General features: G+C 60.2%; 21 protein-coding genes and 1 pseudogene. 16 read left to right on the top strand and 6 right to left on the bottom strand.

The window, feature by feature from the left end:
- Window positions 1–1053: an ABC transporter substrate-binding protein gene (locus tag DDT56_RS20975; protein WP_210417058.1), complete on the bottom strand. Its 1053-nt coding sequence runs from the start codon at window positions 1051–1053 to the stop codon at window positions 1–3.
- An 839-nt stretch (window positions 1054–1892) separates the two neighbouring features.
- Here DDT56_RS20975 and DDT56_RS20970 point away from each other — a divergent pair.
- The 8 genes and pseudogenes from DDT56_RS20970 to cooS all read left to right on the top strand — a co-directional run bounded on the left by DDT56_RS20970 (window position 1893) and on the right by cooS (window position 10247).
- A complete protein-coding gene (locus DDT56_RS20970) occupies window positions 1893–2615 on the top strand; it encodes a succinate dehydrogenase/fumarate reductase iron-sulfur subunit (protein WP_136168327.1) in 723 nt (240 codons plus the stop codon).
- Between the two features lie 3 nt (window positions 2616–2618).
- Entirely contained in the window at window positions 2619–2948 is a 330-nt protein-coding gene (locus DDT56_RS20965) for a succinate dehydrogenase/fumarate reductase transmembrane subunit (protein ID WP_136168326.1), read from the top strand.
- The gene (gene sdhC, locus DDT56_RS20960; RefSeq protein WP_136168325.1) at window positions 2945–3292 is read left to right on the top strand and encodes a succinate dehydrogenase, cytochrome b556 subunit; all 348 of its coding nucleotides are present in this window, start codon (window positions 2945–2947) and stop codon (window positions 3290–3292) included. Before DDT56_RS20965 ends, sdhC begins: the two co-directional genes overlap by 4 nt.
- Window positions 3293–3294: 2 nt before the next feature.
- On the top strand, window positions 3295–5040 hold the full coding sequence (locus tag DDT56_RS20955) for an L-aspartate oxidase (protein WP_136168324.1): 1746 nt from the start codon (window positions 3295–3297) through the stop codon (window positions 5038–5040).
- Window positions 5041–5065: 25 nt separating this feature from the next.
- On the top strand, window positions 5066–6019 hold the full coding sequence (locus DDT56_RS20950) for a fumarate hydratase (protein WP_136168323.1): 954 nt from the start codon (window positions 5066–5068) through the stop codon (window positions 6017–6019).
- A complete protein-coding gene (locus DDT56_RS20945; RefSeq protein ID WP_136168322.1) occupies window positions 5995–6672 on the top strand; it encodes a fumarate hydratase C-terminal domain-containing protein in 678 nt (225 codons plus the stop codon). The genes DDT56_RS20950 and DDT56_RS20945 overlap by 25 nt, the downstream gene beginning before the upstream one ends.
- A gap of 163 nt (window positions 6673–6835) precedes the next feature.
- Window positions 6836–8012: pseudogene (locus tag DDT56_RS20940) on the top strand (NupC/NupG family nucleoside CNT transporter).
- 123 nt (window positions 8013–8135) lie between these two features.
- Window positions 8136–10247, top strand: a complete 2112-nt coding sequence (gene cooS / locus DDT56_RS20935) for an anaerobic carbon-monoxide dehydrogenase catalytic subunit (protein ID WP_210417057.1) — start codon at window positions 8136–8138, stop codon at window positions 10245–10247.
- A 71-nt stretch (window positions 10248–10318) separates the two neighbouring features.
- On the opposite strand, the gene DDT56_RS20930 is transcribed toward cooS, so the two are convergent.
- The 5 genes from DDT56_RS20930 to DDT56_RS20910 all read right to left on the bottom strand — a co-directional run bounded on the left by DDT56_RS20930 (window position 10319) and on the right by DDT56_RS20910 (window position 16498).
- Window positions 10319–11026: an SDR family NAD(P)-dependent oxidoreductase gene (locus tag DDT56_RS20930; protein WP_136168321.1), complete on the bottom strand. Its 708-nt coding sequence runs from the start codon at window positions 11024–11026 to the stop codon at window positions 10319–10321.
- Window positions 11023–11538 carry a cupin domain-containing protein gene (locus DDT56_RS20925; RefSeq protein ID WP_210417056.1) on the bottom strand — a complete coding sequence of 172 codons (516 nt, stop codon included), beginning with the start codon at window positions 11536–11538 and terminating at the stop codon, window positions 11023–11025. The genes DDT56_RS20930 and DDT56_RS20925 overlap by 4 nt, the downstream gene beginning before the upstream one ends.
- Before the next feature lie 56 nt (window positions 11539–11594).
- Complete coding sequence (locus DDT56_RS20920; RefSeq protein ID WP_136168320.1) at window positions 11595–12578, bottom strand: NAD-dependent epimerase/dehydratase family protein; 984 nt, start codon at window positions 12576–12578, stop codon at window positions 11595–11597.
- Between the two features lie 744 nt (window positions 12579–13322).
- Complete coding sequence (ssuE, locus tag DDT56_RS20915; protein ID WP_136168319.1) at window positions 13323–13886, bottom strand: NADPH-dependent FMN reductase; 564 nt, start codon at window positions 13884–13886, stop codon at window positions 13323–13325.
- Between the two features lie 641 nt (window positions 13887–14527).
- Window positions 14528–16498 (bottom strand): sigma-54-dependent Fis family transcriptional regulator, encoded by a 1971-nt coding sequence (locus DDT56_RS20910; RefSeq protein ID WP_136168318.1) that lies wholly within the window; start codon window positions 16496–16498, stop codon window positions 14528–14530.
- A 276-nt stretch (window positions 16499–16774) separates the two neighbouring features.
- Between DDT56_RS20910 and ssuD the strand changes: the two genes are divergently transcribed.
- The 8 genes from ssuD to DDT56_RS20870 all read left to right on the top strand — a co-directional run bounded on the left by ssuD (window position 16775) and on the right by DDT56_RS20870 (window position 26196).
- A complete protein-coding gene (gene ssuD / locus DDT56_RS20905) occupies window positions 16775–17950 on the top strand; it encodes an FMNH2-dependent alkanesulfonate monooxygenase (RefSeq protein ID WP_136168317.1) in 1176 nt (391 codons plus the stop codon).
- A 31-nt stretch (window positions 17951–17981) separates the two neighbouring features.
- A complete protein-coding gene (locus tag DDT56_RS20900) occupies window positions 17982–19385 on the top strand; it encodes an FAD/NAD(P)-binding protein (protein ID WP_136168316.1) in 1404 nt (467 codons plus the stop codon).
- Window positions 19386–19464: 79 nt separating this feature from the next.
- Window positions 19465–20883, top strand: a complete 1419-nt coding sequence (locus tag DDT56_RS20895; RefSeq protein WP_136168315.1) for an LLM class flavin-dependent oxidoreductase — start codon at window positions 19465–19467, stop codon at window positions 20881–20883.
- The gene (locus tag DDT56_RS20890) at window positions 20880–21899 is read left to right on the top strand and encodes a methionine ABC transporter ATP-binding protein (RefSeq protein WP_136168314.1); all 1020 of its coding nucleotides are present in this window, start codon (window positions 20880–20882) and stop codon (window positions 21897–21899) included. Before DDT56_RS20895 ends, DDT56_RS20890 begins: the two co-directional genes overlap by 4 nt.
- Window positions 21896–22600, top strand: a complete 705-nt coding sequence (locus DDT56_RS20885; protein ID WP_136168313.1) for a methionine ABC transporter permease — start codon at window positions 21896–21898, stop codon at window positions 22598–22600. Before DDT56_RS20890 ends, DDT56_RS20885 begins: the two co-directional genes overlap by 4 nt.
- A gap of 2 nt (window positions 22601–22602) precedes the next feature.
- Window positions 22603–23478: a MetQ/NlpA family ABC transporter substrate-binding protein gene (locus DDT56_RS20880; RefSeq protein WP_136168312.1), complete on the top strand. Its 876-nt coding sequence runs from the start codon at window positions 22603–22605 to the stop codon at window positions 23476–23478.
- A 37-nt stretch (window positions 23479–23515) separates the two neighbouring features.
- The gene (locus DDT56_RS20875; protein ID WP_136168311.1) at window positions 23516–24970 is read left to right on the top strand and encodes an MFS transporter; all 1455 of its coding nucleotides are present in this window, start codon (window positions 23516–23518) and stop codon (window positions 24968–24970) included.
- The gene (locus DDT56_RS20870; RefSeq protein ID WP_136168310.1) at window positions 24967–26196 is read left to right on the top strand and encodes an acyl-CoA dehydrogenase family protein; all 1230 of its coding nucleotides are present in this window, start codon (window positions 24967–24969) and stop codon (window positions 26194–26196) included. Before DDT56_RS20875 ends, DDT56_RS20870 begins: the two co-directional genes overlap by 4 nt.
- The last annotated feature ends 252 nt before the right edge of the window (window positions 26197–26448 follow it).

Genomic DNA, 26448 nt, shown 5'->3' with positions numbered 1-26448 from the left:
TCAGCTCCCTGAGGCCACATGCGGATCGTCAAAGAAGTAATCCTTCACCGATTCGGGTTTGTTTTTGATGGCCCCTACGCGGTGCAGGAACTGCCCCAACTGCAAGGTATTCTTCGGGGTGATGCTGAATTTCGACTCGGGACTCTTAAGGATATCCAGCAACAGTTTGCGGTCGATTTTGGATTTGGTGATGCGGATAAAGGCATCGGCCGCTTCTTCAGGATTCTGATCGGCAAATTCCGCCGCTTCGGCCAGGGCATTGACGAACACGCGGTAAGTGCGCGGATTTTCCTTGCGGAATTTTTCCGTGGTGTAAAGCACCACCGGCGACGTCGGGCCGCCCTGCACGTCATAAGAGTTCAGCACGATATGGGCGTTGGGGTTGCCGGCCAGCTCCTGTTCCTGGAAGGGGGCGTTGCCGAAGTGGGCGGTGATTTCGGTGCCGGCGCTGATAATGGCCGCCGTGGCGTCGGGGTGGGGCAGCGCCACCTGCAGTTTGTCGAGGCGGTTGAATTCTTTATCGCCCCACTGTTTCGCCGAGGCCTGCTGCAGATAGCGCGACTGAACCGATACGCCTACCGCCGGCACCGCGATGCGATCCTTATCGGTGAAGTCGGCGATGGTTTTCACGTTGGGATTGGTGCTGATTAGGTAGTAAGGAAACTGGCCGGTCGCCAGCACGGCCCGCACGTTCTGACGGTTTTTGGTACGGTCCCACAGGGTAAACAACGGGCCGATGCCGGCGCCGGCGATATCTACCGAGCCGGACAGCAGCGCATCGTTGACCGCCGCGCCGCCGGAGAGCTGCAGATAATCCACTTTGACTTCCAGCCCGTCGGCCTTGGCGTGCTTCTCAATCAGCTGTTTATCCTGCGCCACGTTAAGCAGCAGATAGACGATGCCGAACTGCTGCGCGATGCGCAACTGGCCTTCCGCATATGCCTGCGTCGGCAGGGCCAGGGCCGATGCCAGCAGGCTGACGGCCGAAGTCAGGCCGATCAGTTTGCGGGAAAAACGGCCGGTCGGACTCACCGCGCGATTCATTTTTTTCATACCCAGTACCCATTGGAAAGTGTGATAGACAAATTGGCCGATCAAAAGCGTTCGACGTCGAACGGGGAAATCTGCGTAAAATCTCGGGTCCGGGATTTATCTAACAAAATAGAAACAAAATTAAAAAATTTCCGGAGCCAGACATTTTAGCCAGATCATGAACTTGGCCAGGTTGATGATTAAATAAATATTATTTATTACATTAGTTAATATATTCCTACACTAAAGGAATATGAGGCGAAGCATAAGTTAACCCGCCGTTTCTGATAAAGCGCATTTTGTAATAAGCTATGTGTAATCGTTATTTCATTAGGTGAAATTAATATCCTTACAGAAGAAATGGATAAGTTTTTGCTAGCTAATAACACGTTTCCCGTTTAGTGGCGAGTTTTTTATTATCGGCTTGTGCGCCGCGCTATCCGGGATAAATAAAAAGGTGTTTTCCTTATTGGTGGGTTATAAAATTTATCATTTATTTTAGTTGGTTAGGTTGTTTTGGGGCGTTTTCTCCATCAAGTGGGCCGCGTCTGAGATGCTTTTTTGTCTTTTGCGAATTTTAGCTTTGCTTATTCATATTAATTGTTAGGATATTTAACCCTGGTAATTATAGTGTTTTATTGCGACGGATTTTATCATCTATCTCGACGATGGTCTGGCAGCCGTATTTCCTTACGGCGGTCGGATTAATTATTGCCGTTATTTGTTCACGGTAAATTGGCCGGCGGTAATTACCGCCGGCGATATCTATTCATAATATATAAGCGAAGGATTGGGGCCGGCGGAGCATTTGCGCAGGCGGTGCGTTTTTGGCCCGGATCATGCGGCGAGTCAAAAAATAAATGGCTAACGAACAAAACACACTACGGGTAAAAATCGCTCGCGGCGGGCCGGGTATCAGGCATGCGGTCTATTCGGTGCCCCGGCGGGATAATCAAACGGTGCTGGACGTGGTTACGGAAATCCAGCAGCGGCAGGATCCCACGCTGTCTTACCGTTTTTCATGCCGGGTCGGGGTGTGCGGCTCCTGCGCCGTCATGGTCAACGGCACCCCGCGCTGGGCCTGCCGCACCCACGTCAGCCGGGTGGCGGACAAGGGCGAACTGGTGCTGGAGCCGTTGCGCAATCTGCCGCCGATCAAGGATCTGGTGGTGGATATGCGCGAGTTTTTCACCAAGTGGCAAAAGGCCGGCGGCGAATTCAGCTCCGGCCGCGACCGCGAGCAGGATCCGGCGCGCATCGATCCGCAGGGCGCCCGGCGGCGTCTCGCCAGCGAGGCGATTGAATGCATCAACTGCGGCATTTGCTATGCCGCCTGCGACGTGGTGGCCTGGGATAAGCGCTACCTCGGTCCGGCCGCGCTGAATCGCGCCTGGACGCTGATCAATGATGAGCGGCACCAGGCGCACGCCGCAGTGAAAGCGAACGTCGCCGAGGCCGGCGGCGTCAGCGCCTGCCATATGCAGGGCAATTGCATGGCCTGTTGCCCGGTGGGGCTGAGTCCGACCCGCAGCATCGCCGGTCTGAAACGGATTTCGCTATGGCAATGGTTCGGTAAGGCGTGACCCATGGAAAGAAAACTGTTCATTATTCAGCGCCTCAGTACCTTGCTGCTTATTCCTTTCGTAGTGGTGCATGTGGGCGTGATGATCTATGCGACGCACAGCGGCCTGAGCGCCGGCGCCATCCTGGGGCGCACCCAGGGCAGCGTCGGCTGGCTGCTGTTCTATTCAACTTTCGTCCTCTGCGTCGCCGTGCATGCGCCGCTGGGCGTGCGCGCCATCCTGAGCGAGTGGACCAACATCGGCTACCGCGCCGCGGACGGCATCAGCCTGGGGCTGGCGCTTCTGCTATTGATCCTCGGCATACGGGCAGTTATCGCCGTGGGAGGATTATGAACCCGTTACGCCGTCAAAAAGGCTATCTGGCTTTTATCGGCCACCGGCTGTCCGGGCTGGCGCTGACGCTGTTTCTGCCGCTGCATTTTCTGGCGCTCGGCCTGGCGCTGGAGGGGGAAGCCGGATTGGATCGCGTGATCCGCTTTAGCGATTTGCCGCTGGTGAAAGCGGCGGAGTGGGGGCTGGTGGTGGCGCTCTGTCTGCATGCGAGTTTCGGACTGCGCCTGCTGGCGCTGGAAATGCTGAACTGGCGTGATATCCGCCAGGCGCGCCTGGGTTGGATTGGCTGGGGCGCCGGTTTTTCCCTTATCGTCGGCACCGTCTTTATTATGGGGGTGCTCTAGCCATGCAGCTTGAGAATCTGAAAACCGACGTTCTGATCCTGGGTTCCGGCGGCGCCGGTCTGTTTGCCGCGCTGCACGCGCGCCGGGCGGACCCCTCGCTGGAAGTGACCGTCGCCACCAAGGGGCTGCTGGGGAAAAGCGGCTGTACCCGGATGGTGCAGGGCGGTTATAACGTGGCGCTGGCGGCCGGCGATTCGGTCGAGCGGCACGTGATGGACACCCTTAACGGCGGCAAATGGCTGCCCCGTCAGGATCTGGTGTGGCGGCTGGTGGAAGGCGCCATAGAACGGGTGCGCGAACTGGAAAACGAAGTCGGCTGCTTTTTTGACCGCAATCCCGACGGCACCCTGCATCAGAAAGCCTTTGCCGGTCAGACGTTCGATCGCACTGTGCACAAGTCCGATCTGACGGGCATCGAGATCATCAACCGGCTGATGGAGAAGGTGCGCGGCGCGGGCGTGCGCGAGCTGGAAGAGCACCGCGCCATCGAGCTGATCCCGGCGGCGGACGGCGGCGGCATCGCCGCGGTGCTGTTTATCGATTTGCGCAGCGGCGTCTACCGGCTGGTGCGCGCCAGGGCGGTGCTGCTGGCTACCGGCGCCGGCCCCACCATGTTTCGCTACCATACCCCTTCCGGCGAGAAAACCTGCGACGGTCTGGCGATGGCGCTGCGCTACGGTCTTAAACTGCGCGATATGGAGATGGTGCAGTTTCATCCCACCGGCCTGCTGGGCGGGCCGGACACGCGCATGACCGGCACGGTGCTGGAAGAGGGGCTGCGCGGCGCCGGCGGCTATCTGCTCAACGGGCTGGGCGAGCGCTTTATGCAGCGCTACGATCCGCGCGGCGAACGCGCCACGCGCGACGTGGTCAGCCGGGGGATTTATGCCGAAATGCGCGCCGGGCGCACCGGCCCGATGGGCGGCGTATTCATCCAGATGAAACATCTGGGCGAGGAGAAAGTGCGCCGGCTGTTTCCCGGCATGGTGTCGCGCTGCGCCGACTGCGGCTTCGATCTGGCGGGCGGACTGGTGGAAGTGGTGCCCACCGCGCACTATCTGATGGGCGGCGTGGAGTTCGACGCGGACTGCTCCACCGCCTCTCCCGGCCTGTATGTCGCCGGGGAGGATAGCGGCGGCGTACACGGCGCCAACCGGCTGGGAGGCAACGGCGTGGCCTGTTCCACGGTATTCGGCGGCATCGCCGGCGACGCCATGGCGGCCTATCTGCGGCAGGACGCGGGCTGGCGGGAACCGGATCGCGCACGTATCGAGGCGGGCATCGCCCGCGCCGAACGCGCTTTCGCCGCGCCGCCGGGACCGCTGGCCCCGCTGCGCGAGACGCTGGCGCAGACCATGTGGGATCACGTGGGGGTGATGCGCACCCGGCAGGGCATCGAACGGGGCGCGGCGGCGCTGGAACAGTATGGGCGCGAACTGGCGGCTATTGGCGTGCGCGACGGCGAACGCCGCTACAACCTGAGCTGGCACGACTGGCTGAATACGGACAGCCAGCTGCTGATCGCCCGGACCATCGCCACGGCGGCGCTGGCGCGCAACGACAGCCGCGGCGCGCATTTTCGCGAAGACTTTCCCGCCACCGGCGATCTCCACGCCAGCTGCTACACGCGCATCAGCAGCCTGGACCAGGGCGCGACGCTGACGCTGGAGCAGGTGCCGGTGGCGTTTGATATCGTCGCGCCGGGGGAAACCCTGCTGACGGAACCGCCCGTGCGGGAGGCGATATGACGCCGTTCAATCAGGAGAGGACACTATGAGCGTTGCCATCCAGCGGGTGGAGCAGGCCGCCTACGAGATCATGAAGCTGGCGGCCATCGATATCCCGGCGGATTACCGCGACAAAATCAAGTCCATGCGGCGCGAGGAGAGCGGCGCGCTGTCGCGTTTCGTGCTGGATACGATGATCGAAAACTGGCAGGCGGCCGGCGAGGATCGCCGACCGATGTGCGCCGACACCGGACTGCCGCGCTATTACGTCAAATGGGGCAATAATGCGGCGGTGGATAGCGGCTTTATCGGCGTGGAGCGCGCGCTGCGCCGCGCCACCGCCCGGGCGACCCAGGATATCCCTCTGCGCCCCAACCGGGTTCATCCTTTATGGCGCACCGAGTTCAACAACAATGTGGGCATCAATGCGCCGGAAATCGAGTGGTCGTTCGAGCCGGACGCCGACTGGGTGGATATCACCACCGTGCATAAGGGCGGGTTGTTCGGCACCGACTACCGCATGCTGTTCCCCGGGGACGGCATCGACGGCATCAAGCGTTTCGCGCTGGACACCCTGATCGCCTTTGGCAAGCGCGGGCTGGCCTGCCAGCCGGCCATCGTCGGCATCGGCATCGGCGGCTCCAAGGATACCTGCATGCAGCTCGGCAAGCAGGCCGCCTGCCTGCGGGTGGTGGGCGACCGTAACCCGGACCCGCGCATCGCCGAACTGGAGCTGGAGATTCTGGCGCTGGGTAATTCGCTGGGCATGGGCGCCATGGGGCTGGCGGGGCGCTCGATGGTGGCGGATTGCCATATTGAAGTGGGCTATACCCATACCGGCGGCATGCCGGTCAGCCTGCATACCTTTTGTCTCGCCTCACGCCGCGCCACGGCGCGGGTTCATGCCGACGGCTCGGTCAGCTATCGTACCGACCCCGTCTGGTTCACCCCTTACCAACGACGCGAGAGTGTGGAATGGCCGGAAAATCTGACGAGTTAAAAGTGGTCGAGCTGACCTTGCCGGTCTCCGCGCAGGCGCTCGCCCAGCTGGAAATCGGCACCGTGGTGTATCTGCGCGGCAATATCTACACCGCCCGGGAAGGCGTCTACCGCATGATCCTCGATGAGGGGCGGCCGCTGCCGGTGGATCTGCGTGCGCTCAGCCTGGTGAATTTCCACTGTTCGCCCGCGGCGGCGCCGGACGGCGGCGGCTACCAGGTGGGCGCGGTCACCGCCACCGCCAGTTTCCGCTTTGCCCGCTGGATGGAGCGCTGGCTGTCGCTTAGCGGCAGCAATATCATTCTCGGCAAAGGCGGCATGCCGCTGGAGCAGTATCGACAGGTGCTGGTGCCGGCCGGCGCCGTCTACCTGACCACGGTGGGCTATGGCACCGGCGCGCTGCTGGGGCGCGGCATCAAACGGGTGATTGACGTGCACTGGCTGGAAGAGCTGGGCATCGCCCAGGCGATGTGGCTGTTTGAGGTGGAGCGCTTCGGTCCCTTTATCGTCGAGAGCGATTTGCGCGGCAACTCGCTGTTCGAACAGCATAATCAGATCATCAATGCCGGCATCGACGCCCTCTACCAGGGGCTGAAGCCGCCGACGCTGCACCGCTACGGCGAAACCGACGATCGCCAGCAGGAACTGATGTGAAAAAGCGGCGCCGCAGCGGCCCGCGCTGAAATTGCCTGCGCCGATGCGGCCCCGAGCGGTTCGCCGATCGGCGCAATGGTGGAATGATAATCTAAAATAAGTATTTATATAATCAGGTTGGCTATGGCTAAATAGCACACCTTTTCATTGAGTTAACCTGTTTATGTCGAACCTATTTCATTTCTCTCTTGCTTTGGTGGTTATCCTGGCGCTGGCTCTGCTGGTGAGCTACGACCGTAAAAAAATCCGCATCCTCCGTCTGGTTCAACTTATCGTGCTGGAAGCGGCGCTGGCGTTCTTCCTGCTGCATGCGCAAAGCGGGCTTTTTGTGGTGCGCAAGGTGGCGGGCTTTTCTGCTTGGCTACGTGGCGCAGGGCACGGATTTTGTCTTTGGCGGAATGAGTCAGCAGGGGCTGGCGTTTGTTTTCCTTGGCGTGCTGTGCCCGATTATTTTTATTTCGGCGCTGATCGGCATCCTGCAACACTGGCGCATTCTTCCGCTGCTGATTCGGGGAGTGGGCACCGTGCTGTCTAAAATCAACGGCATGGGCAAACTGGAGTCGTTTAATGCGGTAAGCTCGCTGGCGCTGGGGCAGTCGGAAAATTTTATCGCCTACAAAGGCATTCTGGCCGACCTCTCCCCCCGGCGCCTCTACTCCATGACCGCCACGGCGATGTCGACGGTTTCCCTGTCCATCGTCGGGGCGTACATGACGCTTATCGATGCGCAATACGTGGTGGCGGCGCTGATACTGAACATGTTCAGCACCTTTGTTATCCTGTCGGTCATCAATCCTTCCGCCCCCGGCGATGAGCCGGAAGTGCGGCTGGAAAAACTACATGAGTCGCAGACCTTCTTTGAAATGCTCGGCGAGTACATTCTGGCGGGATTCCGGGTGGCGATGATTATTCTGGCGATGCTGATTGGCTTTATCGCCCTGATCGGCGCCATCAACGCCGTCTTTTCCGCGTTATTCGGCATGAGCTTCCAGCAACTGCTCGGCTATGTTTTCTATCCTTTGGCCTGGCTGGTGGGGATCCCGGCGCAGGACGCGTTCAAGGCGGGCGCCATTATGGCGACCAAAGTGGTCTCAACCGAGTTTATCGCCATGATCGAGCTGAAAAAAATCGTCGCCGAGATGTCGGTGCGCGGCGTGGGGATCCTGTCCGTCTTTCTGGTGTCGTTCGCCAACTTCGCGTCCATCGGCATTATCGCCGGTTCGATTAAGGGGTTGAACGAGCAGCAGGGCAATACGGTTTCCCGCTTCGGGTTGAAGCTGCTGTATGGCTCAACGCTGGTGAGCCTGCTGTCCGCGGCGTTCGCCGGTCTGGTTCTATGAACGGCCCTGGGGGATAAAGGCGGCAACCCCTGGCTGATTGATATTTCATGGATGATATCCGGCGGTATAACAATCTCGCATCGAGATAGGTCATCCTGAAATAGGGTTAGCGAGGGGTTTATTGTGAGCAATAAAGAAGAAGATAAAGCAGAACGTCCATATCGTCACGATCGCCTGCAACAGCGGCATAACCATGGGGAACGGCGCGCGGCGGAACATGTTCACCCGCACGAACATCCCCATGGGGAAGGGCATCACTCCCATGACCACAGCCATGGTGATGTGAAGGATTATCTGAAAGCGGTGGCCGAATATCGCAAATCGTTCCCTTCCAAGGCCGATGTCATACGGCTGACGCCCGACAACGCCGTCCGTGAGCTGCTGCGACACCTGGAACTGCGCGGCGTGGAAACCGTATTTGACCGTTTCGATAGCCAGAAACCGCAGTGCCACTACGGCATTGCCGGTTCCTGCTGCCGTAATTGCATCATGGGGCCGTGCCGCATCACCAAAAAGTCGCCGCGCGGCGTGTGCGGCGCCGATGCGGATCTTATCGTGGCGCGTAACCTGCTGCGCATGATAGCGGCCGGCGTGGCGGCGCACGGCGCCAGAGGCCGCGAGGTGATGCTGGCGCTGAAAGCGGCGGCGGAGGGAACGCTGGACAAACCGATTATCGGCAGCGAAAAAGTGAAAAAATCCGCCGCGCTGCTGGGCATTGAAACCCACGATCGGCCGCTAAACGCGATAGCGCTGGATCTGGCCAATCTGCTGCTGGAGGATCTATCCCGCACCGTTCCCGATAAACATAAAACGCTGGCGGCGTTCGCCGCCGGCGAGCGCCAGGAGGTCTGGCGCGAGCAGGGGATCCTGCCGGTCAGCGCGATGCACGAAGTCTTTGAGTCTTTTCACCGCACCACCACCGGCACGGACGGCGACTGGGAAAATGTGATGAAACAGTTTCAGCGCTGCGGGCTGGCCTTTGCCTGGAGCAGCGTGCTGGGGTCCTCCATTGCGATGGATAGCCTTTTCGGCCTGCCGCAGCGCGGTACGGTGAAATGCAACGTCGGGGCGCTTAAAGCCAACCATGTCAATATCGCGCTGCACGGACATTCGCCGGTGCTGGTAAGCGAAATTGTAAAACAGGGAAGAGGCGAGCGTTTTATCCGGCAGGCCAGGGCGCATGGCGCCGAGGGGATCGCTTTCTATGGCATCTGCTGCTCCGGCCTTTCCGCCATGTACCGCTACGGCGAGGTTATTCCGTTATCCAATGCGGTCGGCGCGGAACTGGTGTTGGGAACGGGGGCGCTCGACCTCTGGGTGGCGGATGTGCAGGACGTTTTTCCCACCATCATGGAGGTGGCGCGCTGCTATCAAACCACCGTGGTGACCACCAGCGACTCGGCGCGGCTGCCCGGGGCCGAGTTTTACGGATATGACCATGAACATGCCAACTTCCACGAAACGGAACGTATCGCGCAGAAAATTGTTGGCCGGGCGATAGAAAGTTTTATTGAACGCCGCGATGTCCCGCGCAATATTCCGCAATATGAAGTGGAGGCGGAAATCGGCTTTTCCGTTGAAAACATCACCGCCGCTTTCGGTTCGCTTTCTCCGTTGCTTGAAGCCCTGAAAAGCGGAGAGGTCGCCGGTATTGTTAATCTGGTGGGCTGCAGCAATCCCCGCGTGATTTATGAGAAGGCCGTTTACGACGTCGCGAAGAAGCTGATTGAAAATAACGTTCTGGTTCTGACCAATGGATGCGCCTCTTTCCCGCTGCTCAAATTGGGGCTGTGTCGCGGCCAGGCGCGTGAACTGGCGGGGGAGGGGTTAAGACGTTTCCTTGCGCCCGAGCTGCCGCCCGTCTGGCACATGGGAGAATGCCTGGATAACGCCCGCGCTTCCGCGCTGTTTAAAGGGCTGGCGGATGGGGCCGGTCGCGCCCTCAAGGAGATGCCTTTCGCCTTTGCCAGTCCCGAGTGGTCGAATGAAAAAGGGCTGGCCGCGGCGGCCAGTTTCCGGTTGCTCGGCATTAACTCCTATCATTGCGTCAAGGCGCCGGTAGAGGCGTCGGAAAAGGTGCGGCGTTATCTGACGGAAGATTGCCAGATACGTTTTGGCTCCACGATGGTGGTCGATGTGGATCTTGAGCGGCTGGCGGCTAAAATCATCGCGGACCTGACGCAGCGGCGTGAAAAATGGCTGGGCGGCATTGCGGTGTCCGACGCTTCGGTTTAGCCCCGTATTAAAGGCATTGAAAAGGGCAACATTGCCGGGCGGAGGATATCCCCCCGGCGCGAGCCTCCGTGTTAGTGGAAAAATCTGCCGCACTCCAGATCGATATTGGGAACGATGGCGCCGGGTGAAAGGGAGAGCAGAAAGTCGATACAGTTAACCACATCGGCGGTTTGTATCTTATCCTGCTCCGCCACGCCGGGGAAATCGCGCGTCATATCGGTATCGACGAACGCCGGATTAATGTTGGAGACCTTAATGTGGTAAGGCAGCAGGTCGAGCCGCAATGATTCGGAAAACCCCAGCAGCGCGTGTTTGGAGGCGCTATAGGCGCCGATGCCGGGCAACCCCCGTCTGGCGGCGTTGCTGACGATATTGAAAATATACCCCGACTGATTGTTTTTCATGATATCGACAATGGCCTGCGTTAATCGCACCGGCGCCAGAAAGTTGACGGCGGTCAGCTCAACCAACTGCTGGTAGGAAACGTCCTCGCCGCCGGCGTGGAAAATACCGGCGTTGTTGATAAACACGGCGATATTTTTTTCAGCCGACAGCGTCTGGGCGAGCGCCGACACCTCCGCGGCATCCGCGAAGTCGGCGGCGAGCAGGGTGACGCGCCGGGCAGGCGCCAGAGTGTCCCATTGTTGCTGAAGTCGCCGCGCGCTCTCGTCGTTTCTGACGATGGCGATCACGTGGTATTTGCCCTGTTGGATAAAGTGATCGGTCAGAGCTCTGCCGATTCCCCGCGCGGCGCCGGTGATAACCACGGATTGACTCATGATTCGCCCCCGTAACTGTAACGCCGTATCCAGTATTGCAGGTGCGGAAATGCCGTGAGGAGATCGTCGTGGCGGGCGATGAGCGAATCGTAATATTCCCAACCGGGCAACACCACCTCGCTGACCAGGCCAAACGCCGTGTTCGGCGCCAGTTCGGTGGATTTCCACACCCCGCCGGGGGCCACCAACTGGAGCTTGTGACCGTTTTGGATATCGGGCCCCAGGATATGTTCCTCGGTGCTGCCGTCAGGGTGAATAAAGCGGTAGGTCAGCGGCCCGCCGGCATGATAAAAGTGCAGGATCGGCGAGATATTTTTGTGGAAATAACCAATCGGACTATCTGCGCTCAGCAGATAATAGATACAGGTGGCAAGCTGTCTGACGCCGTCATTGTGTTCGCGGTCGGTATGAATCACCTCCCGACTGCGATAGGTCTCGTTATAGTATCCGCCTTCCTCGTGCTTTTGCAGCGCGAGCAACGCGATAACATCGCTGGTATTCAATTCAGTCATAACCCTTCTCCATTATTTATTGCGCTTGTGCTCGGCGCCTTATCCTTTGCGCGGTTTCACACCGGATAGGGCATATCGTCAAAAAGCCGATCGTGGTAGCGCCGCCAGCCGATTGATTCAGCCAGCGGGCTACGAAATGAACGTTGATTAGCCAGGCAGTCGAGGGCGAACGCAAAAGTGTATTTGGGTCGCCAGTTGAGCAACCGACTGGCTTTTTGGTTGGAGTACACGCGGTCGATGCGCGGGAACATCCGCCAGCCGAGCGCGTCGTATATCTGGTGATAGCGGGGGAACAATCTGCCGACAATCGCTTCCGGGTCTTTATTCAGTAGCGGGCAGTGCTCCTTTTTAAACGGCGTGGTGGTGCTGAGAACAAAGGTGTCGAATCCGGATTTCGGTTTATAGTCGAGCGCGGCCGCCAGATGGGCGTTGACCGCATCGTCAATATCAATGCGGCGATAAAGCAGTTCGTTGACTTTGGCGTTATCGCCGCAAAAGCATTTGCGGACGTCGGGGTTGTCGTCATCCTCATAAAAGAAACGCGCCACCCGTAGCACGATGCACTTTAGTCCGAAATTGCGCGAGAAAATACGGCATAGCTCCTCGGCTCCCAGTTTGGTGACGCCGTAAATATTTTTGCTGACGATGTTCACCTCTTCATCGATCCAGATGGCGGGGGAATGCGCGTCAGGGGATAGGGTGTCGCCATAAACGCTGGTGGTGCTGGAGAAAATAAAGGATTTCACCTGATTTTTTTGCGCGCTCTGCAGCAGCGTATAAGTGCCCAACGTATTAGTGGCAATAAATTCATTGTGCGGGTGGGTGGCAATATGCGGTTTATGTAATGCCGCGGTATGAAAAACAATATCGACGCCTTTCATGCAGCGTTCAATTAACGCCGTATCATTAATATCACCTACCACCGTCGTTTGTTCCGACGGCCGTTTATCAAAACCGATGACATTAAATCCTCGCTCTTTGCATTTAATTGCCATGGCCGTGCCTAAGTTTCCGCTACTTCCCGTTATTAATACTTTCACTTTCCCACCTTATTTCCATTAAAGGCTCCCATGCTGAGAACATGAGAGTAAAAGTCTGTGTGTCATTTTTCCTTGAATGAGAATGGAAGGGCGTACGGGAAACCCTTCGCGCCGTCATTCTACGCTAAAATGAACTTTCAATAACATAAGGTTATATTGTGTATTTTGCTTGCCTGCTGGGAATGAGATTTTTCTTAAACCCTCTTTTTTTTGTGTTATGTTGCTTGTTATTCATTGTGTTAAGGTTTTTTTGGAAGCATGGTGACAACCTCGTTCTTGAGGCGTCTTGTAATAATAGGCTATTATTAATTAGTATTGTTAATTGATTTTCTCTCCGCATGGTGCGGCAATCCATCGGCGGCGCCACAGGCGGAAATAACCTGGTTGACTATTTACCTCCAAAACGGCGAAGCGGAATTTTATTAAATTATAAATATATTGAATAAGGAGTGGGGCAGTTACGTGGGCTGTTTTATTATTTACAGCATGATCCTGCCGCTCTGATTGATAGAGGAAAATTATGTTCTGTGGAAAATAACGTGTGCTATTAATCCAAACTGATAATTATTTTTTCGCAAATAATGTTATTCGCTATAGCCGGTGCCAGGATAATCCCTTTGGCGCTGGCGAATATATGCCGCCGCTGCGGCATGATTTATTGCGCGGCGGGCTGGTGTATTACCGTGACGTTTTGGTTCTCGCCTTGTCCGCCCGGATAATCACCCCTGCCGCATCGGCGCACGCTCAGGCCGTTCGCGAAAACGACGGCGCGCTGAAGTGGGCTTGCCGATCCAGCGCGCGGGCAAAGTCGCTGAGCGAGGCGGTCAGGCGGGCTTCCAGCGACGCGCTTAACAGCGGCGTGTGGTCGTAGTGGGTAATCTGACTGTCCTCGGCGAAGACGCCGTGCAATATTTCCTGCGCTTTCAGCGCATTTAGCACCGGTTTCAGGGCGTAATCCAGCGCCAGCATATGGTTGGACGATCCGCCGCTGGCCAGCGGCAAAATCACTTTATTTTCGAACGCCCGCTCCGGCAGCAGGTCAAGCAGGGTTTTCAGCGCCCCGGTAAAAGAGGCTTTGTACACCGGCGTGCTGATAATCACCCCGTCGGAGGCGGCCAACTGGTCGATAAAAACCTTTAGTGCGGGGCTATCGAATTTGGCGTACAGCAGATCTTCCGGATTAAAATTAAACAGGTTCCAGGGAATAACGTTGATACCCTTTTCTTCAAGCCAGCGTTGGGAAAAAGTCAGCAGCGCGCTTGAGCGGGAGGGAAAACGCGGACTGCCTGCCAGGGTGATAACGTTCATTCTATCTCCTAAAGATAACATCATGCTGAAGAACGGCCGTAAGCCGCCCTATACTCATTAACGTGGTTTACAGTTGGTTAACTAATCTATTACCTGAGTGATAACAGTAGAAATATGATTTCCAGCTGTTTATATCTGGAATCCGCAAATAGCGGATAATAACGCCGCTCGTGCCTGAGTGTTCCCCATAAATTGGAATATGTCACATTGGTGAATATTTCGTGCGCGATAAAGTCGCCATTTCTCTGTTACGACGTAGCACGCGCCCGACGCAGGGTGGTTCAAACGCCACCACCCTACGAACCCGGGCTTGTGGCTGAAATCACGCCGCTGGCGCGGTTCCTTCGGCGGTCGCCCCCTTTCCCGAACCGCCAGTGACGCGGAATACTCGTCTCATCCCTGAGACTCGCCCTACCGGGCCAGCGCAAACGCTGTTCAAAAACGCTCCCGGCGTTTTTCTCCGACGCGGCACTGGCTTGAGCAGCATCCATGCTGCTCATTCGCGGGGTCGTCCACCTCAGCGTAATTTCTTACGCCGTGGGGGGAACGATGTAAATACTGATTTTGTACTTAATATCAGCAGGTTAAATATAGAGATATAAACAAGATATTTTTATGGGGAGCTCTCAGCCCGACGGCGCTTAATATCGCCCGGAGCTATGCTCAGCATATATCGGCGCCGGCGACGACGGCGAACTGGTGCGCCAAATGGCGTCGCGAATATTGATGGCGCGCGGCAGCAGGCCCAGGGCGAAAAAGCGATCGGCGATGATTTGCTGCTCGCGAATCACGTTGGTATTCATAAGCCGCGGTTTATTGCTGCGGCGCGACAGGGCCAGTTCCAGCGTGGCGCGCGGCAGGCCCAGTTCGGCGGAAAGCAGGGCGGTGGCTTCCGCCCGCTGGTTGTCGATGTAATTCCCGGTTTTCTGCAATGCCGCGAACAGCTGCTGCAGGATATCCTCGGACCGTTCGGAAAACTGGCGCTGGGCCAGATAGAACTGCTGGTTCTGCACCCGCTGGCGGCCGTCGGCCAGCACCCGCAGGTCGCCGTTGCGCTCGGCGTCGCTCAGCAGCGGGTCCCACAGCAGCCAGGCGTCCACCGCCTGATAGTCGCTGGGCGCCAACGGGTATTTCGGCGGAGCGTAGATAATACGCACGTCCTGCAAGGTCAGCGCGTGTTCATCGAGCAGTTGCAGCAACAGGTAATGCACGTTGGAGCCTTTGTTGACGGCGATGCGCTTGCCGCGCAGCTCCGCGACGCTGGCGATGGGACTGTCCCGGGCCACCAGCAGCGCCACGCTCTGCGGCGCCGGCGGCTCGTAGGCGACGTACACCAGCGGGCAGCCCTGGGACTGGGCGAAAATGGGAGGCACTTCGCCGGTGGTGCCGAAATCGATCTCGTCGCTGTGCAGCGCATGCAGCAGCTGCGGCCCCGCCGGGAATTCGCTCCACGACACGTTGATGCCCTGACCGGCGAACAGCGACTCCAGGCTTTGCCGCGCCTTAAGCACCCCCAGATTGCCGAACTTCTGATAGCCGATGCGCAGCTCACGGTCGAGAGATGGCACGGCGGTGGAACAGCGCCGTGGCCAGTTCAGGCTCGACGCCGAACTCCGGCGCGGCTTGACCAGGCCCTGATGCGCCAGATGGGTGCGCAGGGTATTGCGGCTGATCCCCAGCATCGCCGCGGTCTGTAGCTGATTGCCGTTGCAGATGTCGAAAGCGTTGCGCACCAGCGATTGGGTAACCCGCTGGTAAATCTGTCCGGCGTCGCTCTGCAGGTGGCGGCGGATAAAGCGGTCCAGCTCTTCCGTCTCCGTCGCGCCGGGTATTTCCGCGCTGCTGGTCAGGCGCAGCTGCTGGGGAGCGATCACCGATTCTTTGCTCAGCAGCACCGCGTTGTGCAGGGTATTTTCCAACTCGCGGATATTTCCCGGCCACGGGTAATCCATCAGCAGCTGATGCGCCTCGGCGGAGAGCTGAAGCTGCGGCCGCCCCAGGCGATGGGCGTACAACGAGAGAAAATGCTCCGCCAGCAGCGGGATGTCCTCCTGGCGCTGGCGCAGCGGCGGCAGGGTGACGGCCGCGACGTTAAGCCGATAGTAGAGATCTTCGCGGAAGCGTTTTTCGCGGATGGCGTGCGCCAAATCCACATGGGTGGCGGCAATCACCCGCACGTCGACCTTGATGGGCCGCCGCGAGCCGACGCGGGTGATCTCCCTCTCCTGCAACACCCGCAGCAGTTTAACCTGGAGCGACAGGCTAAGTTCGCCGATTTCATCCAGCAGCAAGGTGCCGCCTTCGGCCGCTTCGAACCATCCCTGATGGGTTTCGGTCGCGCCGGTGAACGCGCCTTTCTGATGGCCGAACAGTTCCGCTTCGGCCAGGCTTTCATTCAGCGCGCCGCAGTTGACGGCCAGGAAAGGCCGCTGACGGCGCGGGCTGCTATGGTGCAAATAACGGGCGACCACCTCTTTCCCGGTGCCGGTTTCACCAATGATCAGCACGGTGGCATCGGTGGGCGCCAGTTGATCCAGTACGTTCTGAAAGGCGATCGAAGCGGGATCGATCAGTACCGGCTTGTCTGAGGAAAAGGGGCGTGGGTTATGCATAAGTAGCTCCATGGTTACAGCGGTGTGAAAATCCTATCCGAGTCGCTGGTAAAGGGCGAGAGCCCTGGGCGCCTGAAATGCTGCTTTTGCAGCAGCTGGGGTGGGGCCGCTGTTGCAAATGCAGCAGCGGCCGAGCGAAGTCTGTTTTGTTAATTTATTGATTTTTATTATTTTTATTCGATTTTAATTTTGGCATGCATTGTGCTGACATCCTTTATAACGAAAGCCCGTTTTTCTATCTACAAATAAGACATATTGTTATATGGGAAATGCATAATGAGCCAACCGCAGAAACAAGATATCAACGTTTTTTGGTTTTTGCCCACTCACGGCGACGGCCGCTATCTGGGAACCACGGAAGGCGGTCGCGCGGTGGATCTGCCTTACCTGCAACAGGTGGCGCTGGCCGCCGACAACCTCGGCTATTACGGCGTGCTGATCCCGACCGGCAAAAGCTGCGAGGATTCGTGGCTAATTGCTTCGGCGCTGGCGCCGATTACCCGCCGCCTGCGTTATCTGGTGGCGGTGCGTCCGGGATTGCAGCCGCCGTCGCTGGCGGCGCGCATGGCCGCCACGCTGGATCGCTTGTCCGCAGGCCGCCTGCTGATTAACGTCGTGACCGGCGGCGATCCGGTGGAAAACCGCGGCGACGGTATTTTTCTCAGCCACGCCGAACGCTATGAGGTGACGCAGGAGTTCCTCACCGTCTATTCACGCTTGCTCAAAGGGGAGAAGGTCGACTTCACGGGCAAGCATATCCATGTCGAGGGGGCGGAAATCCTGTTTCCGCCGGTACAGGAGAACGGCCCGCCGCTCTATTTCGGCGGCTCTTCCCCCGAGGCGATCGACGTCGCCGCCAATCAGATCGACAGCTACCTCACCTGGGGGGAGCCGGTCGAGCAGGTGGCGGAGAAACTGGCGCTGGTGCGCCAGCGGGCGGCCGAAGCGGGACGCACCCTAAGCTACGGCATCCGCCTGCATGTGATCGTGCGCGAAACCGAGGAGGAAGCCTGGGCGGCGGCGGATCGGCTGATCGCCCATCTTGACGAGGAGACCATCGCCAGCGCGCAGAAAATCTTCGCCCGCATGGACTCCACCGGGCAGCAGCGTATGAGCGCCCTGCACGGCGGCTCGCGCGACAGCCTGCGCATCGGTCCCAACCTCTGGGCCGGGGTGGGACTGGTGCGCGGCGGCGCCGGCACCGCGCTGGTGGGCAATCCGCAGCAGGTTGCCGAACGCATCCGCGAATATCAGGCGCTGGGTATTGAGAACTTTATTTTTTCCGGCTATCCGCACCTGGAGGAAGCGCACCGCTTCGCGGAGCTGGTGATGCCGCTGCTGCCGGTCTCCGAGGCGGCGGAGCGTCAGGCGCGACAGGTGAATACCGGGCCGTTCGGCGAAACCATCGGCGGCGATAAACGGCCGGTTAATAAACAGGCCAGCGCCAGCTAAGCGCCGGCGTCATGGGGAGAGGGAGCAGCGCATGACTGAACGACGGATAGTGATTATCGGCGGCGGCTATACCGGTACGGCGGTAGCGATTCATCTGGCGCGCGCCGCCCGGCCGGGGCTGGAGATAACCGTGGTGGAGCCGCGCGCGCAGGTGGGGCAGGGCGTGGCCTATTCCACCGCCGACGCGGCGCACCGCCTGAATGTGCCGGTGGAAAGAATGTGGCTGTCGCGCGCCGAGCAGGACAGTTTCGAGCGCTGGTTCGAGGAGAACGGCGGCCTGCGCGACGACCCCGACGCCCTCTGGCGGGACGGCAAAATCTACCCGCGGCGCGGCGTGTTCGGCCGCTATATGGCGGAAAAATTCGCCCAGGCGGCGGGCGGAAATTTGCGTCATCTGCAAGACCGCGCCGTTGACTGGCGGGACGGATTTATCGTCACGGAACGGGGCGTCAGGCTGAAGGCCGACGGCGTGGCGCTGGCCGTCAGCCATCCGCAGCCGTCGCTGCCGCGCCCGTTGGCGCAGGTTTTGGCGCGCCACCCCGGCCTGATCGCCGACCCCTGGCGCCACGACGCGCTGGATGCGGTGGCGGCCACCGATCGTGTGGCGATTATCGGCACTGGTTTAACCATGGCCGACGTGGTGGCGTCGTTGCAACAGCGGGGGCACCGCGGCGCCGTGGTGGCGTTTTCCCGCCGCGGCCTGCTATCCCGCCCCAACGTCAGCGGCGACTATCCCGACTGGACGCTGGAGATCTCGCCGGCGCAGGCCGCCACGCCGCGCGGCCTGCTGCGGCATATCCGCCGGGAAATCCAGAGCGCCGCCATCCAGCGGCAGCCCTGGCAAAAGGTGCTGGATGAAATCCGCACTAACGGGCAGCAGCTGTGGCAGCAGTGGCCGCTGGCCGAGCAGCAGCGTTTTCTGCGCCATCTGCGCGCCTACTGGGACGTGCACCGTTACCGCATCGCCCCGCAGGTCAGCGCGCTATTGGCGCAACAGCGCGCGCAGGGCAGCCTGCGGGTGCTGGCCGCCCGGCTGCAACAGGCGTCGGTCGGCGGCGGCAACGCCATCGCGCTGCAGCTGCGAAAGCGCGGCGGCGGCGCGGAAACCCTGCATGTCGACCGGCTGGTCGTCACCACCGGTCCGGCCCACGGCGCGCTGCTGGAGAGCAATCCGCTGTTTCATGCCCTGGCGCAGCGCGGCGAGCTGCGCGCCGACCCGCTCGGGCTGGGACTGCTGGTCGATGAACACAGCCAGGCGATTGACCGGCACGGCCGGGCGAATCCGCGCCTGCTGGTGGCCGGCCCTGCGGCGCGCGGGCGTTTTGGCGAACTGATCGGTTTGCCGCAGGTCGCCGACCACGCCGAGGCCATCGCCCACCAACTGCTGGCCGCCGTCACTTCCGGCGACGCGCAGCGATGTCCCGCGCCATCCTGAATCTTCTCTACTGAGTTAACCCGATAACAATAACCCGGCCAAGACAGGGCACCGGTCCGGGATCGCTATGGAGAAAACTATGTCATCGCAACGTGAAATTCGTCTTAACGCCTTTGATATGAACTGCGTCGGCCATCAGTCGCCCGGCCTGTGGGCGCACCCGCGCGACCGTTCATGGCAGTACAAGGATCTGGAGTACTGGACCGATCTGGCCCGCCTGCTGGAACGGGGCAAGTTCGACGGTTTGTTTATCGCCGACGTGCTGGGGATTTACGATGTGCTGAACGGCAACGGCGACGCGGCCATCCGCCAGGCGACCCAGGTGCCGGTCAACGATCCGCTGGCGCTGATCACCCCGATGGCGCTGGTCACCGAGCATCTGGGTTTCGGGCTGACCGCCTCGCTCTCTTTTGAGCATCCCTATCCCTTCGCCCGCCGGCTCTCCACCCTCGACCACCTCACCAAAGGGCGGGTCGGCTGGAATATCGTCACCTCCTATCTGGAAAGCGGCGCGCGCAATATCGGCCAGCAGAGCCAGACCGACCACGATGCGCGCTACGACTACGCCGACGAGTATCTGGAGGTGGTGTACAAACTGCTGGAGGGCAGTTGGGAAGAGGGGGCTGTTCTGCGCGATCGCCAGCGGCGCATTTTCAGCGACCCGAGCAAAATTCATCCCATCAACCATCAGGGCAACTTCTTTCAGGTGCCCGGCATTCATCTGTGCGAGCCTTCGCCGCAGCGTACGCCGGTGCTGTATCAGGCCGGCGCCTCCAGCCGGGGCAAACAGTTCGCCGCGCAGCACGCCGAGTGCGTGTTCGTCGCTTCGCCCTCCAAGGTGCTGCTGAAAAAAACGGTGGCGGATATTCGCCGCCGCGCCGCCGAAGCCGGGCGTGACCCTTACGACATCAAAATTTTTAATTTGCAAACCGTTATCGTCGGCGAGACGGACAAGGAAGCGCAGGATAAATGGCGGGAATATAAGTCCTGGGTGAGCTATGAAGGCGCGCTGGCGCTGCTTTCCGGCTGGACGGGCATCGATTTCGGGCAATACCGGCCGGATCAGGTGCTAAAGCATCTGCACACCAACGCCATTCAGTCGGCGGTGGAAACCTTCTCCACCGCCGATCCCCATCTCCAGTGGACGGTGCAGGGGCTGGCGGAGTGGGTGGGGATCGGCGGCTTTGGTCCGCTGCTGGTCGGCGGCGCGGCGACGGTGGCCGACGAGCTGCAGTCCTGGGTGGAAGAGACCGACGTCGACGGCTTCAATCTGGCGTATGCGGTCACCCATGAAACCTTCAGCGACGTGGTGGAACTGTTAGTTCCCGAGCTGCAGCGCCGCGGCGCGTTCAAACGCGACTACGCGCCCGGCACCCTGCGGGAAAAGCTGTTCGGGCAGGGGGCGCGTCTCGGCGCGCCGCATCCTGGCGTCGCCTACCGGCGCGGGGCGGCGCTCAACCCGGCGGCGGAGCAGCCGGTGGGAGAGCGGCTGCCATGATCGATATTTCGCAACTGCATAAACAGTATCGCGGGCGCAACGGCGAGACCGTCGAGGTGCTGAAAGGCGTGTCGTTGCAGGTGCCGGCCGGGTCGATTACCGCGGTGGTCGGCCCCAGCGGCGCCGGGAAATCGACGTTGGCCAAATGCATCAGCCTGCTGGAGCGGCCGAGCAGCGGCAGCATTCAGGTGAACGCTCAGGATTTGTCGCGCCTGTCCGGCGAGGCGCTGCGCCGCGAACGGCGGGCCATCGGCACGGTCTTTCAGTCATCGGCGCTGCTGCAGCGCAAAACCGCGTGGCAAAACGTCGCGCTGCCGCTGGAGTATCTGGGAGTGATCCCCGCCGAAATCGAACAGCGCGTGGGCCATCTGCTGGAGAGCGTCGGGCTGGCCGATAAGGCGGGGAGCTACCCGGCGCAGCTGTCCGGCGGCCAGCGCCAGCGCGTCGGCATCGCCCGGGCGCTGGCGCTCAACCCGTCGGTGCTGCTGGCCGACGAGGCCACTTCCGGGCTCGACCCGGCGTCGACGCGCGCCATTCTGACGCTGCTCAAGCGGCTGCGCGACGAGTTTGGCCTGTCGATTATTTTGATTACCCATGAGATGGAGGCGGTGCGCAACGCCGCCGATGCGGTGGCGGAACTGCGCGACGGCGTGATCGTGCAGCAGGGGGCGGTGCGGGATTTACTGGCCGCGCCGGATTCGCTGCTCGGGCGGCAGCTGTTCCCGCTGGAAGCCGTCGACGCTCAGGGGGATCTGCTGCTGCACGTCACCTATTCCGCCCGGCAGCCGGTGGCCGCCGACTGGATCAGCCACATCAGCCAACTGCGTCAGCTGCGCATCGACCTGCTCGGCGGTCATATCGAACGCGTGGGCGGTCAACTGGCGGGACGGCTGCAACTGGCGGTGCGCTTTCAGGGCGGCGCGGTGCCGGCCGAGGTGCTGGTGGAACAGCTGCGCCACTATGGGGTTATCGCCCAGGTGGTGGACGCGTCCCCGGCATGGCGGGAGGCGGTATGACGCAGGCGGCAAGCAACGTTATCAGCCAGGACACCCCCTGGGATCAGATTCATCGCCTGATGCTGCCGGCCTACGGCGAAACCTGGCTGATGGTCGGCATCGTGATGCTGTTCGTGGTGGTCATCGGCGGGGCGGTCGGGGTGGTATTGTTCAACACCTCGGCGCGCGGCCTGTTTCCCCGTCCTCTGGCGCACCGGACGTTGAGCTGGCTGGTGAATATGGGGCGCTCGCTGCCGTTTCTGGTGCTGATGGCGGCGATTATCCCGTTTACCTTCTGGCTGACCGGCACCACCATCGGCATCCCGGCGGCGGTGATCCCGATGATTGTCGCCGGCGTGCCGTTCTTCGGCCGGCTGGTGGAGAACGCCCTGAACGAGCTGCCGCCGGAGGTGACCGCGGTCGGGCTGGTGTCCGGCGGCTCCCACTGGCAGATCATCACCCGCGCCCAGTTGAGCGAGGCGCTGCCGGCGCTGGTCTCCGCCATTACCCTCAACCTGATTTCGATGATCGAATACTCGGCGATCGCCGGCACCATCGGCGCCGGCGGCATCGGCTATCTGGCGGTGGTGTACGGCTATCAGCGTTTCGATCACCACATCATGATCGCCACCATTGTGGTGCTGATCGTCACCATTCAGTTGATTCAGTTTCTAGGCGACCGGCTGGTTGCCGCACTACGTCACCCACAGGGAACGCATTAATTATGACCAATCACGCTTTCACATTACGTAAAAAACGGCGCTGGCCGTGGTGGCTGGCGCTGGCGGTTGTCGCAATCATCGCCATCGGCGTCGGGTATTTCGCCCAGCAGAAGGCGCAGACGGTGAACTTCGGCAGCACGCTGGAGGTACATTTCGAGCCGGCGATGGCCGGGGAGGAACGGGTGATCCAGTACGTCGCCGAGCATATCGCGCCGGATTACGGCCTGACCCTGATTGCCAGCGGTTTGCAGGATCCGGTGCAGGCCAACCGGGCGGTGGCGGAGGGGAAATACGCCGCCACCATTTACCAGCATCAGTGGTGGCTGAAACAGGTGGTGGACGCCAACGGATTCAAGCTGACCCCCACGCTGCCGGTGTTCCAGTGGGCGTTCGGCATCTATTCCGATCGTTATCGCTCCTTTGACGACCTGCCCGACGGCGCGGAAATCGTCATCCCCAACGACGGCGCCAATCAGGGGCAGGCGCTGTGGCTGTTGCAGCGGCTGAATGTTATCGGCCTCGACCCGGCGATCGAGCCGCGCACCGCCAAGTTAAAAGATATCAGGGAGAATCCGCGCCACTTTAGCTTTAAGGAACTGGATCTGCTCACCATGCCGCGCGCGTTGAATTCGGTGGACGCCGCCATTGGCTATGTTTCGCAATTCGACGCCGGCAAGGTGCCGCGTGAAAAAGGCATTTTATTTCCTCCGGCGCCGAAAACCTTCGCCTCGCAGTTGGTGATCGGCACCGATTATTTAAATAACGAAAACATTATCAAACTGCAAAAAGCCTTTGCCGACGCAAGGGTGCAGCAGTGGTTAAGGGAAACCGACGATCCGCTGGTGAAAGGGGTTCTGGTGCCGGTTTCCGCCGAGTGAGTCACCTGCATAAAATAATCCATAGCGAGAGGGTATTATGAGTACATTAAATATCGATGATGGAATCGATCCGTCATTATCGGCGCCGGTGCGCTCGGCCGGCGACGTGGCGCGGCTGATTAACACCCGCACCGATAGCACCAGCTATGCGCGCATGATTGTGTTTTTGGCGCTGGGCGGGATATTTCTCGATGCCTACGACCTCACCACGCTCTCTTACGGCATTGACGATGTGGTGAAAGAGTTCGCGCTGACGCCGGTGGTCACCGGGCTGGTGACCTCGTCGATCATGATCGGCACCATTGTCGGCAACCTGATTGGCGGCTGGCTGACCGATAAATACGGGCGCTACTCGGTATTTATGGCGGATATGCTGTTTTTCGTGGTCTCGGCGATAGCCGCGGGGCTGGCGCCGAACGTCTGGGTGTTGATCGGCGCGCGTTTCCTGATGGGGATCGGCGTCGGGATCGATCTGCCGGTGGCGATGGCCTATCTGGCGGAGTTTTCCAAATTCAGCGGCAAAGGCAACAAGGCATCGCGTCTCGCCGCCTGGTGTCCGATGTGGTACGCCGCCTCATCCATGTGCTTTCTGATTATCTTCGGCCTCTACTTCCTGCTGCCCGCGGAACATATGGACTGGCTGTGGCGCGCCTCGCTGCTGTTCGGCGCGGTGCCGGCGCTGCTGATTATCGCGGTGCGGCGCAAATTTATGAATGAATCGCCGCTGTGGGCGGCCAATCAGGGGGATTTGAAAAGCGCGGTGCGCATCCTGCGCGACTCGTACGGCATTCACGCCCATGAAGCGGAGCCGGATCGTCCGGTGGAGGAAAGGCCCAAACCGCCCAAGGTCAGCTTCCGCGTGCTGTTTCAGAAGCCCTATCGGGAGCGCACCGTGGTGGCCGGGGTCATGAATATCTGTATCGCCTTCGAATATACCGCCATCGCCTTCTTTCTGCCCTCCATTCTGGCCCAGTTCCTCGGCGCCGGGGTGTTTGAAACCATCTCCGCCTCTCTGGGACTGAACGCGCTGTTCGCCTTTACCGGCGGTCTGCTCGGTATGCGACTGGCGTGGAAATATCCGTCGCGCCACGTGGCGATTGCCGGTTTCGCGCTGCAATTTATCGCCCTGATTGCGCTGGCGCTGATTGGTCAGCCGCAGGCGACCATCGGCGTGGTGCTGGCCGTCAGCATGCTGGCGCTGTGGCTGTTTGCCGAAGGTTTCGGACCGGGGGCGCAGCTGATGATCTACCCGGCGCTCTCTTATCCCACTTCCATTCGCGCCACCGGCGTCGGCTTCAGCCGCGCCCTGTCGGGGATAGGCAGCGCGCTGGCGCTGTTCGTGTTGCCCATTCTGCAGGCGCATTTCGGCACCGATATGTTCTGGCTGGTATCGCTTAGCGCCATTATCCCGATTATTTTCCTGCTGGCGGTGCGTCATGAGCCGACGAAACAGGATATTGACGATGACATTGATGAAAGGAGTGAAGCATGAGCGCAAATCCGCTGATTGCCACAGGCACCGATTACGCCCGGCTGGCCGCCCGGTTTCGTCCGATTTTTACCCGTATCGCCGCGGGAGCCCTGGAGCGGGAGCGCTCGCGCCAGCTGCCCGATGAGCCGCTGCGCTGGCTGAAGGAGGCCGGAATCGGCGCGGTGCGGGTTCCGCAAGAGCAGGGGGGCGACGGCGCCTCGCTGCCGCAGCTGTTTCAACTGCTGATTGAGCTGGCCGAGGCCGATCCCAACCTGCCGCAGGCGCTGCGCGGACACCTGGGCTTTGTGGAGGATCGCCTGAATGCGCCGGACAGCCCCGAGCGCGAGCGCTGGCTGCGCCGCTTTGTCGCCGGCGAGACCATCGGCAGCGCCTGGAGCGAAATCGGCGCGGCGAAGCTGGGGGAGGTCAACACCCAGGTAACGCCCGCCGCCGACGGCTGGCGGCTGGACGGCGAGAAGTTTTACAGCACCGGTACGCTGTTTGCCGACTGGATTGACGTTTACGCCGAGCGCGCCGACAACGGCGGGGCGGTGATTGCGCTGGTCCGCGCCGCGCAGGAGGCGGTCCAGCGCGAGGACGACTGGGACGGTTTCGGCCAGCGCCTGACCGGCAGCGGCACCACCCGCTTCAGGCAGGCGTACGTGGAGGCCGAGCACGTTTATGATTTCGCCGATCGCTTCCGCTACCAGACCGCCTTTTATCAGCAGGTGCTGCTGGCGGTACAGGCGGGCATCGGCAGGGCGGTGACCCGCGATGCGGCGCAGGGCGTCAGCCGGCGCAAGCGTATCTACAGCCACGGCAACGGCGATCTGGTCAAGGACGACGTGCAGATTCAGCAGGTGGTCGGGCAGATATCGGCCTGGTCTTACGCGGTGGAAGCCACGGTTCTGCAGGCGGCGGCATCATTGCAGCGCGCCTATGAGGCGCACTTCAGCGGCGACGAGGCGCTGGAGCTAGAGGCGAATATCGCCGCCGAAGTCGACGCGGCAAAAGCCCAGGCCATCGCCACGGAGCTGATTCCCAAAGCGGCGACGGAGCTGTTTAACGCGCTGGGCGCCTCCGATACCCGCGCGGATAAGGCGTTGGATCGCCACTGGCGCAACGCGCGCACGGTGGCGTCGCACAATCCGGTGATTTACAAATTGCGCAATATCGGCGCCTGGGAAATCAACGCCGCGCCGCCCACCTTTATCTGGCATATCGGGAATAGCCATCGGGCGGGTTAACGTCATTACTACGCCGGGCGGTTTGCCCGGCGTAAGGTTCAGGCAGTTGTGGTTGGTCTTATTTCAACGCTCTCCATACTTCCCATAAGTAACCGTCTTTTAGTCACAAATTTACCTATGATGGTATATGTAAGTTCAGTGTTATTTCGTGCGCGAAAAGAAAGGTATTTTTATGCCACGTCGCGCACGCGCCCGACTTAGGACGCTTGTATCTTCCTCATGTAGTGATTAGCTATCACTACATGAAACAGA

The organism is Brenneria corticis, from assembly GCF_003115855.1.
Lineage (GTDB): Bacteria > Pseudomonadota > Gammaproteobacteria > Enterobacterales > Enterobacteriaceae > Brenneria > Brenneria corticis.
This window is presented reverse-complemented; position numbering and strand designations above follow the sequence as displayed.